The 15,159-nt window shown below is 51.1% G+C and carries 15 protein-coding genes and 1 rRNA gene; 9 read left to right on the top strand and 7 right to left on the bottom strand.

Going from position 1 to position 15,159, the window contains the following annotated elements; genetic code table 11:
* Positions 1–2: 2 nt before the first annotated feature.
* The 3 genes from ACYVHB_RS22725 to yidD all read right to left on the bottom strand — a co-directional run bounded on the left by ACYVHB_RS22725 (position 3) and on the right by yidD (position 1,208).
* The gene (locus ACYVHB_RS22725; protein WP_461054096.1) at positions 3–455 is read right to left on the bottom strand and encodes a DUF4174 domain-containing protein; all 453 of its coding nucleotides are present in this window, start codon (positions 453–455) and stop codon (positions 3–5) included.
* Between the two features lie 46 nt (positions 456–501).
* Complete coding sequence (locus tag ACYVHB_RS22720; protein WP_461054095.1) at positions 502–879, bottom strand: co-chaperone GroES; 378 nt, start codon at positions 877–879, stop codon at positions 502–504.
* A 119-nt stretch (positions 880–998) separates the two neighbouring features.
* Complete coding sequence (yidD, locus tag ACYVHB_RS22715; protein ID WP_461054283.1) at positions 999–1,208, bottom strand: membrane protein insertion efficiency factor YidD; 210 nt, start codon at positions 1,206–1,208, stop codon at positions 999–1,001.
* Between the two features lie 97 nt (positions 1,209–1,305).
* On the opposite strand from yidD, the gene lgt reads away from it, so the two are divergent.
* The 3 genes from lgt to ACYVHB_RS22700 all read left to right on the top strand — a co-directional run bounded on the left by lgt (position 1,306) and on the right by ACYVHB_RS22700 (position 4,716).
* Entirely contained in the window at positions 1,306–2,148 is an 843-nt protein-coding gene (lgt, locus tag ACYVHB_RS22710) for a prolipoprotein diacylglyceryl transferase (protein WP_461054094.1), read from the top strand.
* A gap of 166 nt (positions 2,149–2,314) precedes the next feature.
* The gene (locus tag ACYVHB_RS22705) at positions 2,315–3,955 is read left to right on the top strand and encodes a M1 family metallopeptidase (protein ID WP_461054093.1); all 1,641 of its coding nucleotides are present in this window, start codon (positions 2,315–2,317) and stop codon (positions 3,953–3,955) included.
* A gap of 137 nt (positions 3,956–4,092) precedes the next feature.
* On the top strand, positions 4,093–4,716 hold the full coding sequence (locus ACYVHB_RS22700; protein WP_461054092.1) for a transposase: 624 nt from the start codon (positions 4,093–4,095) through the stop codon (positions 4,714–4,716).
* Between the two features lie 61 nt (positions 4,717–4,777).
* Here ACYVHB_RS22700 and ACYVHB_RS22695 read toward each other — a convergent pair whose 3' ends face one another.
* On the bottom strand, positions 4,778–5,713 hold the full coding sequence (locus ACYVHB_RS22695) for a carbohydrate kinase family protein (RefSeq protein WP_461054091.1): 936 nt from the start codon (positions 5,711–5,713) through the stop codon (positions 4,778–4,780).
* A 68-nt stretch (positions 5,714–5,781) separates the two neighbouring features.
* Complete coding sequence (locus tag ACYVHB_RS22690) at positions 5,782–7,317, bottom strand: MFS transporter (protein ID WP_461054090.1); 1,536 nt, start codon at positions 7,315–7,317, stop codon at positions 5,782–5,784.
* A gap of 154 nt (positions 7,318–7,471) precedes the next feature.
* Here ACYVHB_RS22690 and ACYVHB_RS22685 point away from each other — a divergent pair, with 154 nt between their 5' ends.
* A complete protein-coding gene (locus tag ACYVHB_RS22685; protein ID WP_461054089.1) occupies positions 7,472–8,872 on the top strand; it encodes a BamA/TamA family outer membrane protein in 1,401 nt (466 codons plus the stop codon).
* A gap of 72 nt (positions 8,873–8,944) precedes the next feature.
* Complete coding sequence (locus ACYVHB_RS22680) at positions 8,945–9,532, top strand: hypothetical protein (protein ID WP_461054088.1); 588 nt, start codon at positions 8,945–8,947, stop codon at positions 9,530–9,532.
* Positions 9,533–9,590: 58 nt separating this feature from the next.
* Here ACYVHB_RS22680 and ACYVHB_RS22675 read toward each other — a convergent pair whose 3' ends face one another.
* Both ACYVHB_RS22675 and ACYVHB_RS22670 read right to left on the bottom strand, forming a co-directional pair.
* On the bottom strand, positions 9,591–10,661 hold the full coding sequence (locus ACYVHB_RS22675; protein WP_461054087.1) for a branched-chain amino acid aminotransferase: 1,071 nt from the start codon (positions 10,659–10,661) through the stop codon (positions 9,591–9,593).
* Between the two features lie 109 nt (positions 10,662–10,770).
* On the bottom strand, positions 10,771–11,322 hold the full coding sequence (locus ACYVHB_RS22670; protein WP_461054086.1) for a cob(I)yrinic acid a,c-diamide adenosyltransferase: 552 nt from the start codon (positions 11,320–11,322) through the stop codon (positions 10,771–10,773).
* A gap of 184 nt (positions 11,323–11,506) precedes the next feature.
* Between ACYVHB_RS22670 and ACYVHB_RS22665 the strand changes: the two genes are divergently transcribed.
* The 4 genes from ACYVHB_RS22665 to ACYVHB_RS22650 form a co-directional block, all read left to right on the top strand.
* Complete coding sequence (locus ACYVHB_RS22665; protein WP_461054085.1) at positions 11,507–12,016, top strand: hypothetical protein; 510 nt, start codon at positions 11,507–11,509, stop codon at positions 12,014–12,016.
* Complete coding sequence (locus ACYVHB_RS22660) at positions 12,009–13,253, top strand: S-adenosylmethionine:tRNA ribosyltransferase-isomerase (protein WP_461054282.1); 1,245 nt, start codon at positions 12,009–12,011, stop codon at positions 13,251–13,253. Before ACYVHB_RS22665 ends, ACYVHB_RS22660 begins: the two co-directional genes overlap by 8 nt.
* An 84-nt stretch (positions 13,254–13,337) precedes the next feature.
* On the top strand, positions 13,338–14,624 hold the full coding sequence (tyrS, locus tag ACYVHB_RS22655) for a tyrosine--tRNA ligase (RefSeq protein ID WP_461054084.1): 1,287 nt from the start codon (positions 13,338–13,340) through the stop codon (positions 14,622–14,624).
* Between the two features lie 449 nt (positions 14,625–15,073).
* Positions 15,074–15,159 (top strand): 16S ribosomal RNA (locus tag ACYVHB_RS22650); the annotation flags it as partial.

Raw genomic sequence — 15,159 nt, 5'->3', positions numbered from 1 at the left:
ACTCAGTTCTTTATCTCCTGTTTGCGCATCGGCATACCGTCAATGGTCTTGAAGAGATCGTCTGGCGAAATGGGTTTTTTGAAGGTTTGTTTAATGCCGCCGTCCTTGCCAATCAACCAGCCAATAAAATCTTCGTGGGGTACGAGTTTAAAGTCGTGCATCAGAAACTGGCGGTCTGGCTCACTCACCTCCGACGCAATCAGCACGATAACGTCCAGATCGCGCTCGGCTAACCCGTCGCGTACTTCATTGAGCGCTTCCTGCTGGTCGATGAGGTGATGCTGGCCGGGGCTGCCACTGCTGGCGTCGCGTCCGTAGAGCAGCAACACCCGCCGATGGTCTTTCTTTTCTTCCAAAATCGCTTTGAGCGACTTCCGTTGATTTGCTATACTTTCCATAACGAGCGTTTGTCCGATAAATAATACAATCAGACTCATCAACCAGTGATAGCGCATAAGTGTTAGTTTTTGCTGTTGACTACAGAATAGTACTCACCGTTCATTATCCTAAATCTTCCGACCGTTCCAGCATGAGAATCGATGCTTGTGTCACAATTACGTACTGTTCGCCTTCATACTGCAACTCAATAGCATTACGCTGTAGATAAAGCGCAACATCACCCTCCTGCGCCTGAAGCGGCATATATTTCACTTTTCCCTCGGTTTCTTTCCACGGCTCGTCCTCCGTTTGCACGGGAATAGGGTAGCCCGGCCCTACCTTAATGACGTAACCCGACTGAACCTGTTCCTTCTCCTGCACGGTGGGCGGCAGATACAAACCACTGTTAGTACGGTCGGTCGGATCTTTGGGCTTAATCAACACGCGGTCGCCCACCACAATCAGGCGTTTAAGTTTGTTATCGGCAGTTATTCCAATCATGATGCAGTTAATGAGTCAATTAGTCAGTGAGTTGGTCAGTACATCAGTTAGCCAGTCCTTGAGTTAATGAGTTGGTCAGCAAACTCACCGACTAATAAATTGGCTAACTTACTAACTGCCTACGGTACCGGATCATACCCGTGCCCGCCCCAGGGGTGGCAACGGCCCATGCGTCTCAGCCCCAGCCAGCCACCGCGAAAGGCCCCGTGTTTGCGGATGGCCTCAATGGCATACTGCGAACAGGTGGGCGTGTAGCGGCAGGCGTTGGGCAGATACGGCGACAAGACCGCCTGATAAATACGCACCAGCCCGATCAGTACAGACCTCATCATGGGCGTATAACACTGGAACGGCTGAAAACTTTCCCGCAATTCCTATCTTTGTCGGCTGTCGTTCGTTATCAACCGGCACTGACCACGAATCGTTATGTTGCAATACGTTATCTGGGACGTTGATCCCGAAATTTTTCACATCGGCGCGTTCTCTATTCGCTGGTATGGGCTGCTCTTTGCGCTGGGTTTCCTGATCGGTATGCAGATTATGACCTACATTTTTAAGCAGGAACGGAAGCCCCTCGCCGATACGGACTCGCTGTTGATCTACATGGTTGTTGCGACCATAATAGGTGCCCGGTTCGGTCATTTCCTGTTTTACGAACCGGAAGTGCTGCTCCGAAATCCGCTCGAAGTTATTCTGCCTCCATTTGCGGGTTTAGCCAGTCACGGCGCATTCCCTGGAATCATGTTGGCCCTGTGGCTTTATTCACGGCGGCAGTCGAGCCGGGCAACGGGGCAGTCGTTTTTGTGGGTAGCCGACCGGATCGTTATTACAATAGCGCTGGCGGGTGCCTGCATCCGCTTTGGCAACCTGATGAACTCCGAGATCGTTGGTCGCCCAACGGATGTGTCGTGGGCGTTTGTGTTTCTGAACAACAACGAGTACGCTAAAATACCCCGTCATCCGGCTCAGTTGTACGAATCGCTGTCGTGTCTGGTCCTGTTCTTCTTTCTACTATGGTTTTGGAACCGCCGGAAGGAGCGAACTCCACCCGGTAGTATGCTTGGTATTTTCCTGATTTGGGTGTTCACACTCCGTTTTTTTTACGAATACATCAAAGAAGACCAAGTAGCGAAGGAAGCCAGCATGTATCTGAATATCGGACAGCAATTAAGCATCCCCCTCGTGCTGATTGGTCTTTTCTTCCTCATCCGCGGCTACCGCAGCCCGGTGCCTACGTTGAAAGAGGAGCCGAAAACGATAAAATCGTGAGATTACATTTGAACTGAGCAGTTCTGATAGAAAAGCCACTCAGAACTCTTCAAGAAAGGTGGCGATACCGTATCCTGGACGGCCACGTCCGGGCGTAGGTAATTTCTTTCACACCCGGACGTGGCCGTCCAGGATACAGTATCGCCACCTTCTTCACAATCCGTTCATGCATCTATTGCGTTTCGTCTGGCTGCTGTGTCTGCTTATCTCCACCACCGTCTGGGGGCAACAACCCGTTTTTACGCATGACGACACGTTGCGTGGGTCCATCACGCCCGAACGGGCCTGGTGGGATCTGGCTTTTTATCACCTCAGCGTTCGCGTTCAACCCAGTGACAGTACGTTGAGTGGATCAACCGTGATACGGTATCGCGTCCTCAAACCGGGGCAGACAATGCAGGTGGACTTGCAGCGACCCCTGCGCGTTTTGCAGGTGGAGCAGGACGGTCGGCCGCTTCAGGTTCGGCAGGATGGTAACGCTTATTTCGTGACGCTGACCAAGGCGCAGCGGCCGGGTCAAACCGAATCCATTACGGTGCAATACGCCGGAAAACCGCGCGTGGCCAGAAAACCGCCTTGGGATGGTGGTCTCGTCTGGTCGCGGGACAAAGGCGGGGAATGGTTCATTGCCACGGCCTGTCAGGGATTGGGAGCCAGCGCGTGGTGGCCCTGCAAAGATCACATGTACGACGAGCCGGATTCAATGGCCATCAGCGTGACGGTTCCTGAAGGGTTAACCGATGTATCGAACGGTAAACTCCGCCGGGTAACGACCAACCCTGACCGTACCCGCACGTTTGACTGGTACGTATCGAATCCGATTAACAACTACGGCGTCAACCTCAACATTGGTCGCTACGAGCACTGGTCAGAAACGTACGCCGGTGTCAATGGCCCACTGCCCCTCGACTATTATGCTTTGCCGGAGCATCTCGACTCGGCCCGGACGCAGTTTCGGCAGGTGCCGCTGATGCTCAAGGCGTTCGAGCATTGGTTTGGGCCGTACCCGTTTTACGAAGACGGTTATAAGTTGGTCGAAACGCCGTATCTGGGCATGGAGCACCAAAGTTCAGTTACTTACGGCAACGGGTTTCGTAATGGCTACTTAGGACGTGACCTTTCCAGAACGGGTTGGGGGCTGCTCTGGGATTTTATCATCGTTCATGAGTCGGGGCACGAGTGGTTTGCCAATAACATTACGTATAAAGATGTGGCTGATATGTGGATTCACGAGAGCTTCACAAACTACTCGGAGAACCTGTTTACCGAATACTATCACGGCAAAAACGCCGGAGCGCAGTACGTAATCGGGTGCCGCGCCAACATTCGTAACGACAGCCCCATCATTGGCATTTACAACGTTAACCAGGAAGGTTCGGGCGATATGTATTACAAAGGAGGTAACATGCTCCACACCATTCGGCAACTCGTGGGCGACGATGAGCGGTGGCGGCAGCTACTGCGTGGTCTGAACAAAACATTCTATCACCAAACCGTTACGACGGCCCAAATTGAGCAGTACATGAGCCGGCAGGCGGGCCGGAACCTGAAACCCATCTTTGATCAATACCTGCGCGATGTCCGAATTCCCGTGCTTGAGTATCGCCCCGTGCCAGATGGCGTTCAGTACCGCTGGGCCAACTGCGTGGCTGGATTTGACATGCCCGTACGCGCTTGTTTGAATGAGTCAGGACCGTATGAATCGCTGATGCCCACGGCGCAGTGGAAAACGCTGCCTGCTAAAAACGTCACGGCACTTACCCCGGACGCGAATTATTACGTGCTGAGTAATCGGGTAAGTCGGTAATTGGCATTGACGACTTACCCATTCGTTTTGGGTTGTGCGGAGCTGGGTACGCGTTTGCTCAAAAGATTACTACTCGTACGAGCATTATGCGTAAGTTGCTGATCAGTGGGTAATTCATCTGTCAAAACACACGTATCATGAAAACGAAGCAATACTTGCTATGGGCCAGCTTGTTCGTTGCCCCCCTGTTGACCAATTGCGGAGGTAATAAAGAAGACGAACGGAAAGAAGAGGAAGCGTCCGTATCGGCGACGGGAACGGTGGACGCCCTTAAAGCAATGGCCGATCAGGCCGAAGAAATGCAGAAAAACGGCCCCGTAAAAACAGTCGATTTTCGTGATTTGAAGGAACTGCTTCCAACAGAAGCCGATGGATTGGCCCGCAAAGAAGCCACCGGAGAAAAGAACGGTGCGGCTGGTTTCACCTTCTCGACTGCAACGGCCAAATACGCAAATGACGATAATACCAAAACCATCGAACTGACGCTCGTTGATGGGGGCGGCTCAGGCATGATGATGGGTTTGGCGGCCTGGTCAATGATTGAAATGGACAAAGAAACCGAGGATGGCTACGAGAAAACCAGCACAATGGGCGACTATAAATCGTACGAGAAGTACGACAACAGCGACAAAAGTGGGGAAATTGCGGTGCTGGTCAACAAGCGGTTTATCGCTACGGCGAAGGGTCGTGGTATCAGCATGGAGAAGCTCAAATCAATCCTTGAAGAAGTCGATTTGGAGAAACTGGGAGACTTGAAATAGGCGGGGACGGGATTCGCTGCTCACCGGCGGGCCGATCGGAATGATAGACCAAATAAATCCCTCAATAAATTGATTCCCGGTTGACTTTGGCGGGCAACGGTCCCAGGCGGGTCAGCTTCATCTTTGCCAATGCAGCTCCTGACCGGGCGCATTGGTCAGGTTTATGACCATCAATGTAAGCTGTTAGAAAACCGGCCCAGTAGGCATCGCCCGCTCCGGTAGCATCGACTACATCGAGTTTTTGGCCGGGTATTCGTACCTGCTTCGTTCCGCCTTCGTACGAAACCAAACTGCCGTCGGCACCGAGGGTCAGGCAGATCAGCGACGCGCCCATCGCGTGAAAATCAGTCAGGATTCGGTCAATTGACTGAGGCTCACCATAAATTCGGGTGGCGTCGTCCTCGCTGAGTTTAACAAATGCCCCGGTTGAGCAGTACTCGCCCAGAATACGCCGGGCGTAGTTACGGTCGGGCCAAATGGTGGGTGCGTAATTGGCGTCGATACTTACCTGACAACCGGCTGCCTGCGCCCGTTTAGCCGCATCGACAATGGCGCCCTGCGCAGGCTGGCGACTAAGCGCAAAGCAGGTGGTGTGGAAAATTGTTGCCTGCGCCAGCAACGAGTCCGGCAGTTGAGCGGGCTTAATCTGGCAGTCGGCGGTTCGGTAAGCAATAAAATCGGGCGTACCCGACGTGCGCGACACGATGACAATACTGGTAGGTGCCAACGGGTCGGTGACGATGTGTTGGGGATCAACACCCGCTTCCGTTACCTGCTGAATTAAGTACCGCCCGATGTTATCGTTGCCAACGCAGGCAGCTAAAGCCGCAGCGTTGCCCAAACGGGCCATGTTAGCTGCCATATTCGCGGGGCTGCCGCCCTGATACCGGCGAAAGTCGGGCGAGTCGAACAGACTGGATGATACGTGATGGCCAATGAAATCGGCCAACAACTCGCCAACCGAAAGGAGGGCATAAGGGCGGGGCGCTGGAGTCATCTATAAAAAGTGTTGCGGCCAGGATACGCCCCAGCCGCAACGGCAAATGTAAAAGAGAGTTCTAAAAATCAATGCCCACCCGCCCCAATCGGCATGGCGTTTTCGTTATTAGCGCTGTTTTCTTTTACCAGGAAACACGCACCAGCCGCCAGCAACAGGCAAACACCCGCCGTTACCAACGCATTGCGCGGGTCATTACCCAACAGCGATTCGTAGTAGATTGGTACGGTAATCATACCGATGAATTGAGGCACACAGATGAAACCGTTGAAAATACCCATATAAACCCCCATGCGTTCTTTGGGGACGGCACTCGCCAGCATCAGATAGGGCATCGACATGATTGATCCCCAAGCTAATCCGATAATGCTCATGCCGATCAGATAAATCATTTTGTCGTTGGAAGTAAGCGTCAGGAAGAAGCCCATTGCGCCGATGGTCAGGAACAGAGCGTGTGTAGCCCGGGCACTGCCAATGGCTTTGGCGATTCGGGGAAGAAATATGGAAATTACGGCGCAGGAGATGCTGAACATAGCAAAGCAAAGCCCTCCCCACTTAGTACCGGCTTCAAAACCCGCCTTGTTCGACACGGCATCAGGCGCATCGAAGGCATATTTGGCGGTGGCGAGCGACAGGTATTGCCACATTAGTGGCAAGCCGTACCAGGTAAAGAATTTCACCCACCAGAGTTGCTTCATTACGGTTGGCATAGCCGAGAGCGACGCCAGAATCTCCTTGAAAACGGGGAGCATCAAAAACAGGTAGCTTCCTGCCAATACGCCCCCGCCCCACAGCAAGCCAGCCTGGAAACCACCCACCCGCATCGCAAAAAAGAAAGCCAGAATAGCCGCGCCGAGGGACAGGGCGATGTGCCAAAAGGCAATCGACTTTTTCTCTTCGGCGGTAAACACGGGCGACTCTTTGTAGCTGTCGTTGACGGGTGGATATTCTTTTGTCGTTCGGATTGTCCATAATACGGAGATCAGAATAGCGGCCGCACCAATGTAAAAGGGGTAACGCACCGAGTTGGGGATGCCATTGGCTAATTGCCCTTCTGACAGCACCATCGAGATGCCCAGAATGGGTAGAATATACGGCATCAGGTTGGCCAGTGTTTGCCCAAATCCCACCATAAACGATTGTACGGCGAAACCCGTTGGACGCTGCTTATCGTTGAGCAAATCGCCCACGAATGCCCGAAAAGGCTCCATAGCGGAGTTTAAGCCCGCATCGAGCATCCACATCAGCCCCGCTGCCATCCAGATAGATGATGAGTTAGGCATAAACACCAACGCAATGCTGCCCAGTATCGCCCCCGCCAGAATAAACGGCTTGCGTCGGCCCCAGGTGGGCGACCAGCTCCGGTCTGAAATGGCTCCAATAATGGGTTGGAGTAACAGACCCGTCAGCGGCCCGGCCAGCCAAAGGCCCGGAATAGACGCTTCATCAGCCCCTAAGTAGCGGTAAATTGGACTCATGTTAGCCTGTTGAAGACCAAAGCCGTACTGAATTCCCAAAAATCCGAAACTCATATTCCATATCTGCCAGAAAGAAAGCTTGGGTTTGGCAGTCCCAGCGGGCTTCTGAATATCTTCGGTTTGCATGTATTGTATGATTTTAAGGTTGCTGTAGCTTTTCCCAATAAACGGTAATAATACGCACTGGTTTGCAGGATACAGAGATAGTTTTGTCTTATTTTTTTGAAAAGATGTATTTTTGAGCATGATTCCGAAAAAGTGGTTGCTGGCCATATCAACGATGATAGCCCTCTTGCTGTCCGTTGGTTACGCACTGGCAACGGTCACTATCGATTCGACCCGGTCCGTTCGGGTGCGGTCGGTGTTGCTTAAGGGAAATTACCGGACCCGTGATCGGATTGTGCTCCGCGAAATGGCCCTGCACGTCGGCGATACGGTGCGTCTGACCGACTTACCGGGACGACTGGCCTGGGATCAGCGCAATATCAACAACACCAATCTGTTCGTGACAATAGCCCTGACCACGGAGCAAACCATCCCGCCCGATACTACTCAGTTAGCCTCGATTGACCTGACCGTTACCATGAAAGAGCGGTGGTATTTTTTGGCATACCCCGTATTTGATGTTGCCGACCGAAATCTGAACGAGTGGTGGTATGACCGGGGCCATGATTTTCGCCGGACGATCTACGGTGGACGGCTGAACTACAAAAACGTGACGGGCACCAACGACCGGCTTCAGGTTGAATTTGTACGGGGTTTTTTGAAAAGAACAATCGTTTCTTACTCGAAACCGTATATCGACCGGGCGCAGCGAATCGGGTTGCGGGTCGATGTTGGCTACCTGACGAACAACGAAATTCCGTACCGCACTCAGGCTGACAAGTGGCTCTACGTGAAATCCGACCGGTTGCTCCGCGAACGCACTTACGCGGGCCTGACGCTGACGCACCGACGCGGATTGTATCATTATCATTTGATCGAGACCCGCTACACCCGAAATCGCATTGCCGACACCGTTGCCCGGCTCAACCCGGATTATTTCCTGAATGGTCAAACGCGTCAGCAGTATTTGATGCTTAGCTACGGGTACCGCTACGACCGGCGCGACAACGTGGCCTACCCGTTGCAGGGAACGTTAATCAGAGCTACTGCCGGGTTTAATGGGCTACTGCCCACCGATAATTTTCGGTACTTAGACATAGTGGCCTCGGTTACGCGGTATTGGCCGTTGGGCGGGCGTTTCTACGGAGCAGGAAGTCTGCGTGGGCGCACATCCTGGCCTCGAAGGCAACCCTACTTCAACCTGCGGGGCCTGGGTAGCTCGATGGATATGGTGCGGGGTTATGAACTTTACGTGATCGACGGTCAGCGGTTTGGTACCTGGCGCAACAGCTTTCGATATCAGTTATTCAATACGGTTAAGCAACTCAACTGGATACGCGTCAGGCAGTTTAATACGTTGCCAATCGCGGCTTACATCACGGCGTTTGGCGATGCAGGCTACGTCAGCAGTACCGTGGCCGAGCAATACCAGAGCCGGTTAGCCAATCGGCTGCTCGTTGGTGCGGGGATGAGTCTTGACATCGTTACGTATTACAATGTCGTGGTACGGTTTAGTGGTACGGTTAACGGGCAGGGCAAAACAGGCTTCTTTTTCAATTTGGCGCAGGAGTTGTAACATCATTGTTGGGCTGATAGTATGCCCCACGCTTTACCTTTGCTGCATTGATTATTAACTTCCGAAATTTCTATGAATCGAATCGCTTTACTTTTTTTGGTAACTAATCTTATTCTCACCCAGCAAGCCTGCAACAATAAAAAGCAGACCACTGCCCAAACCACCAATTCCTCAACCGCTGCCAATCCCGGTCCTGCGGTCGACTACGCGCCTGAACCCATCAGCGGTCGCTTAGCCGATCTGGGCCTGACCCGCGACAGCCACTGGCGGGGCGTTAATTTGGGTGATGGTTTTGCGGTTGTAAAGACCAAGGAGAAAGGGGGGGCTTTTGAAAGTGACGCCAAACACGTCGGGTACACGGTAGAGTTTGCTAATCTCGAAACGGCCGATATGCTGTATTATCAGGCCGGTGGGAAGGTTTCAGCCATCGAGGTAGATCTGTTTTTAAACTCCAGTCAGTCGGTAAGTGCATATCGGAAGGAGTTGGAGCCGTATTTCACTACGCGCTACGGTACACCCAAACCCGGCGTGGGCGGCTTGGTCTGGACCGGCTCAACCGGTGAGCAGGTTAGCCTGAACGATGTGTCGAAAGGAAAAGATTTTGGATTGAAGATTAGGATTGCGCGACTTAAGGAAAGCACTTCAGCATCAGCACGATAAGAAAAGGGGGAACGTCATCGACGTTCCCCCTTTTCTTATCGTGCTGATGCTGTCTGTTCTACACTGAATGCACCCAGCCGAACTCGTCGTTAATTTTACCGGTACGTAAACCGGCCAGGTAGTTTTTGACCCGAACAGCGAACGAATCTTCTGGCGCAAATTCCGGCAGCATATGGTCTTTGCCATTATAGCCAATGAGCGAATAAGGCGAACACCCTACCGCTGTTCCGGCTCCGAAGGCTTCCGTCAGTCGTCCGGTTTCAATAGCATTAATTACTTCGTTGATAGACACCAACCGTTCCTCGACCGTTACACCCCAACTCCGGGCAATCTGCAAAACCGAGTCACGCGTAACGCCTTTCAGAATTGTATCCGACGTGGCCGGTGTGATCAATTTGCCATCAATCATGAACATGATGTTCATTGTTCCGGATTCCTCAATATACTTATGCTCGCGGGCATCGGTCCAGATTAATTGATCGTAGCCCTGTTGCTGCGCCAGCATTGTTGGATACAGAGACCCGGCGTAGTTACCAGCGCACTTGGCATACCCCACCCCGCCCGGTGCTGACCGGATATACTCCGTTTCGACTTTTAGTTTTGGCGGGTTCGTATAATAAGCACCCACTGGGCAGGTGAAAATGCAAAAGCGGTATGTTTTCGACGGAGACACCCCCAGCGTCGCGTCGGTAGCGAACATGTACGGCCGGATATACAGCGAACTGTCGGGCATGTTAGGCACCCAATCGGCATCGACTCGGAGCAGCGCTTCCAGCCCGCCAATGAATACCTCTTCGGGAACAGGAGCCATGCACATCCGCCGGGCCGACTCATTCATTCGCTCCAAGTTGGCGTAAGGCCGAAACAGAAGCACCTCGCCTGATTCGCTTTTGTAGGCTTTCATGCCTTCAAAAATCGACTGACCGTAATGCAGTGACGACAGGGCGGGGCTTAGGGTGAAATTATCGTAGGGCACAATCATCTGACTTTGCCATTCACCATCTACAAAATCGGCCACAAACATGTGGTCCGAGAAGTGTTTTCCGAAAGGCAGGTGATTAAAATCTACCTCCTGAATACGGGAGCGTTCCGCTTTCCGCAGTTCAATTTGCAAGACGTCCGTCGTCATAATAAGGGTATCAGTTAATGAGTTAGGTCAGGTCTGTTACGTACACTACCCCTCGCGACAAAGCTAAAAATTTAGACTGAGGATATTTAGTTGTTAAGACAACTTTATTTTACGTCCTCGGCTTCCACTCAACTTCGTCAACGTTCAAATCCTGTGCCATCAGGCGGCTCAATACAAATAGGTAGTCGGACAATCGGTTGAGGTATTGAATGATTAATGGGTCCACCGATGAGGTGTCGTTGAGCGCAATGACTAATCGTTCGGCTCGTCGGCAGACAGTCCGGGCCACATGGCAGAACGATACAGATTGGTGCCCACCGGGTAGTACAAACGCCCGTAATTCGGGTAGTACCTCGTCCATTGAGTCCATGCTCGTTTCCAGCAACGCAACATCAGCCGGAACAATAGCAGGCATTACCTGTTTAGGAGCCTTTTCTGGATCGGTTGCTAATTCAGCGCCAATGGTGAACAGCCGATCCTGAACTTCTTTCAATAACTCCCTATGCTCGCTGTTTACCGGTTGATCGCGCACCATCCCAATCCAGGAATTAAGCTCATCGACTGTGCCATAGGCATCAATCCGCAGATCGGCCTTACTCACCCGGCGCCCGCCAATCAGTCCGGTTTGGCCCTTGTCGCCTGTTTTCGTATAAATCTTCATATAGTAGCTAAACCTAAATGCTTGACAAATGGCTAATTTAAAGAATTTAACCCGTTCGGCCCGTACCTTTGCGCTCCGAAATGAGGCTTCAGGTCGCGGCCATCAAATTGTGAGGGTTGATTCCGGTTAAATTGGCCCCATTCACAGTTTATGACCGCACAGGTACTTGCGTTATGACTAATTCATGAAAACAGGTACATTTTTCGTGCGCATCTGGCGCATAATATCCATTCTTGGGTTGTTGTTTGTCTTGTTCAACAGCTATATATCCTATCCCAGCGAGGTAGCCGTTCGTTTTGATGAGCTAAAGCAGCCAATCCAGTTCGTTAGTCGCGAAGCACTTTTCTACATCGCTGTTGCCATTTTTTTGGTCAATAATACGCTTATCAATGCAGTGGCCCGGCTGTTTCCCCGCATCCCAACTGCTCGGATTTTCGTGCCTAATCGGCAAGTTTGGGTCAATCACAGGTCAGCCCTGAATGTAGTCATAACCAATTGGTTTTACGCGCTGATGGCCTCCATTAACACCATTCTGGCGTTGGGCTTGATGGTGCTGTCGTTCCTGAATCGGTCGGCCCGAGATATTCAGATCGTTGATTATGTCTGGTTATTACCGCTTAGCACCGCCATTTTGATTATTGTATTGGTTTCCTTACCGATACGGCTATTTATGAAACCTGGTGATGATGCCTGAGACGCCCGGACTACGCCTTAGCCAGTTCCAGTATGACCTGCCCGACGAGCGAATCGCCCGGTTCCCGCTACCCCGGCGCGACTCGTCGAAACTGCTCATTTATCGGGCTGGTCAGATCAGTCACGCTTATTTCTCAGACCTTCCTAACCTGTTGCCTGAAAACAGTTTTCTGGTTTTCAACAATACGAAAGTTATACCGGCGCGGTTGCACTTCACGAAAACGACCGGCGCTATCATTGAACTGTTCTTGCTGAATCCAATTTCTGACGGGCTAAACAGTACAGACTCGTCGGCATCATCGTTGCCCATCAGCCAAGCGATGGAAGCTACCGGCACGGCCGTTTGGCAATGCATGATTGGCAACCGAAAACGCTGGAGGCCCACCGAATCACTCGAAATCACGTTGTCCACCGGGGTGGGTAACGTAACGCTCTCCGCTCAATGGAATGACTATACAAAATCGGCTGTTCGCCTAAGCTGGCAACCCGCTGACTTGACGTTTGCTCAGATCATTCAGTATACAGGTGAGATTCCACTACCGCCTTATCTTAAACGAACCAGTACCGAGGCTGACCGGGAGACTTACCAGACGGTGTATTCAAAACTGGAAGGAGCCGTAGCCGCACCCACTGCCGGTCTACATTTCACGACTGCTGTATTCAACAGCCTTGCGGAACGGTCAATTGGACATGATTATCTGACGTTGCATGTTGGAGCCGGTACGTTCCAGCCCATCAAAACTGACGACGTTCAGGCGCATCACATGCACACTGAGCAAGTGGTATATACGCACCAAAACTTGCGAAACCTGCTCCAAAATCTTGATTATATTATCTCTGTAGGCACCACATCCATGCGGGCACTGGAAAGCTTATACTGGATGGGTGTTAAATTACTGTTCAAAAAACCCAACCCATTTCACCTTGACCAAGACTTCGCTTACCAGATCCCTACCAATCGGCAACCAACGCCCAACGCTGCGCTAACTGCCGTTTTACAGCATCTCACTATTACTAATCAAGAGTCGGTCGTTGCCCACACCGGCATTTACATTGTGCCAGGTTATACTTTCAAGCTATGCAAAGGCATCATCACTAATTTTCATCAGCCTGGCTCCACACTAATTTTGCTCATTGCTGCCCTCATTGGTCATGACTGGCGCAAGGTGTATGATGAAGCCATCCAACAGGACTATCGTTTTTTGAGTTACGGCGACTCGTCGTTGCTGTTGCCTTAAACCATTAATTTTGCGGAATCAAAGAGTGAAAGAGCGGCTGACGCGAGCTACTTTCACTCATTCGCTCTTTCACTCTTTACAAGTATGAATTTCATTGAAGAGCTACGCTGGCGCGGTATGTTGCACGACATGACCCCTGGCACTGAAAAACAGTTATCAACTAAAATGACTGCGGGATACATCGGTTTTGACCCGACGGCCGCATCGCTGCACATTGGTAATCTCGCCACCGTCATGTTGCTGGTGCATTTGCAACGAGCTGGTCACAAACCGTTTGCATTAGTGGGTGGGGCTACCGGCATGATCGGCGATCCGTCGGGCAAAGCTGCCGAGCGTGAGTTTTTATCTGAAGAAACGCTACGTTATAATCAGGAGGCCATCCAGCGGCAGTTGACCAAGTTCCTTGATTTTGAGAGCGGAGCCAACTCCGCCGAAATGGTTAATAATTACGACTGGTTCAAAGAGATTTCTTTTCTCGGTTTCCTGCGCGAAGCGGGTAAGCATATCAGCGTAAACTACATGATGGCGAAAGAGTCAGTGAAGAAGCGGCTCGAAACGGGGATTTCATTTACCGAATTCTCCTATCAGTTATTGCAGGGTTACGATTTCTACTGGCTTTACAAGAACCAGAACGTCCGACTGCAAATGGGTGGCTCTGACCAATGGGGCAACATAACGACTGGTACGGAACTAATCCGGCGTAAGGAGGGCGGGGAGGACTATGAGGCATTTGCATTGACAACGCCACTCGTTACTAAATCGGATGGCACTAAATTTGGCAAATCCGAAAGTGGTAACGTTTGGCTTGATTCGTCACTAACGTCGCCCTATCAATTTTATCAGTTTTGGTTAAATGCCGCCGATGATGACTGTTCACGTCTAATTCGGGTGTTCACCTTGTTGGCGCGTGAAGAGATTGAAGATATTGAACGACGACATGCTGAAGCCCCGCACTTACGGCTGCTCCAAAGGGCAATTGCCTACGACGTAACAACTCGTGTTCACTCACAAGCCGGTTACGATTTAGCCGTCAAGGCCTCAGAAGTGCTTTTTGGTAAAGCTACGCTTGAAACCCTGCGTTCGATTAAGACCGAGGAGTTCGATGTTATATTTGAAGGTGTTCCCCAAACAGAGATCTCGGCTGATGAACTAATAGACTGTAAGGATATAACAGACTTATTGTCTGTTACAAGTCGGGGCGAAATTTATCCCTCCAAAGGAGAAGCCCGGCGGGCTATTTCTCAGAATGCGGTTAGCCTGAACAAACAGAGAATAAATAATCCTGCTGCTCCGGTTCCTTCAGAGTGGCTTCAAGACCGATATATGCTAATATCGAAAGGGAAAAAGAACTATTTGTTGAGAAAAAATTAAGATATTAACTGTCACAAGTAGTTGACAGTGTGATGCATAGAGAATAAAGGAAGGATTGGTACTAAATATTTTCCATTATGTTGTTGACAAGCATAGCTGCATTCACTACTTTTGCACTCCCAAACCAAACAAAAGGGGCGGCATCGGGCCAAAATACCACTGGTAACCTGCTCACAGTCAGCAGCTTGGGCGTAACAAGCTGATAGTCAGGCAGGAAAAATAAATATAGTTTTACTTGACAAGTGGGGTAGCAAAGCTGTATCTTTGCAGTCCCAAATGAGGGAAACAACGGAAAACAGCACAATCGCTGCTCTTTCTACCACGCTTTGGCCAACGGGCCGGGCGAGAAGTTCTTTGACAAACGGTCAGCACAACAATACCTAACCACACCACCTTCGGGTGGTCGGTTGAACAAGACAGTGGAGAGTTTACTCTTTACACAATTATTTACGATGGAGAGTTTGATCCTGGCTCAGGATGAACGCTAGCGGCAGGCCTAATACATGCAAGTCGAACGGAGTAGCAATACTTAGTG

It is taken from the genome of Spirosoma arcticum, assembly GCF_054779955.1.
This window is presented reverse-complemented; position numbering and strand designations above follow the sequence as displayed.

Bases quoted from the DNA above. Each gene is read 5' to 3' on its own strand.
- tyrS (WP_461054084.1), top strand. From the start codon at position 13,338: ATGAATTTCATTGAAGAGCTACGCTGGCGCGGTATGTTGCACGACATG.
- ACYVHB_RS22720 (WP_461054095.1), bottom strand. From the start codon at position 879: ATGATTGGAATAACTGCCGATAACAAACTTAAACGCCTGATTGTGGTG.
- ACYVHB_RS22725 (WP_461054096.1), bottom strand. From the start codon at position 455: ATGCGCTATCACTGGTTGATGAGTCTGATTGTATTATTTATCGGACAA.
- yidD (WP_461054283.1), bottom strand. From the start codon at position 1,208: ATGAGGTCTGTACTGATCGGGCTGGTGCGTATTTATCAGGCGGTCTTG.
- ACYVHB_RS22695 (WP_461054091.1), bottom strand. From the start codon at position 5,713: ATGACTCCAGCGCCCCGCCCTTATGCCCTCCTTTCGGTTGGCGAGTTG.
- ACYVHB_RS22665 (WP_461054085.1), top strand. From the start codon at position 11,507: ATGAAAACAGGTACATTTTTCGTGCGCATCTGGCGCATAATATCCATT.
- ACYVHB_RS22670 (WP_461054086.1), bottom strand. From the start codon at position 11,322: ATGAAGATTTATACGAAAACAGGCGACAAGGGCCAAACCGGACTGATT.
- ACYVHB_RS22680 (WP_461054088.1), top strand. From the start codon at position 8,945: ATGAATCGAATCGCTTTACTTTTTTTGGTAACTAATCTTATTCTCACC.
- ACYVHB_RS22690 (WP_461054090.1), bottom strand. From the start codon at position 7,317: ATGCAAACCGAAGATATTCAGAAGCCCGCTGGGACTGCCAAACCCAAG.
- ACYVHB_RS22685 (WP_461054089.1), top strand. From the start codon at position 7,472: ATGATAGCCCTCTTGCTGTCCGTTGGTTACGCACTGGCAACGGTCACT.
- ACYVHB_RS22705 (WP_461054093.1), top strand. From the start codon at position 2,315: ATGCATCTATTGCGTTTCGTCTGGCTGCTGTGTCTGCTTATCTCCACC.
- ACYVHB_RS22700 (WP_461054092.1), top strand. From the start codon at position 4,093: ATGAAAACGAAGCAATACTTGCTATGGGCCAGCTTGTTCGTTGCCCCC.
- ACYVHB_RS22660 (WP_461054282.1), top strand. From the start codon at position 12,009: ATGCCTGAGACGCCCGGACTACGCCTTAGCCAGTTCCAGTATGACCTG.
- ACYVHB_RS22675 (WP_461054087.1), bottom strand. From the start codon at position 10,661: ATGACGACGGACGTCTTGCAAATTGAACTGCGGAAAGCGGAACGCTCC.
- lgt (WP_461054094.1), top strand. From the start codon at position 1,306: ATGTTGCAATACGTTATCTGGGACGTTGATCCCGAAATTTTTCACATC.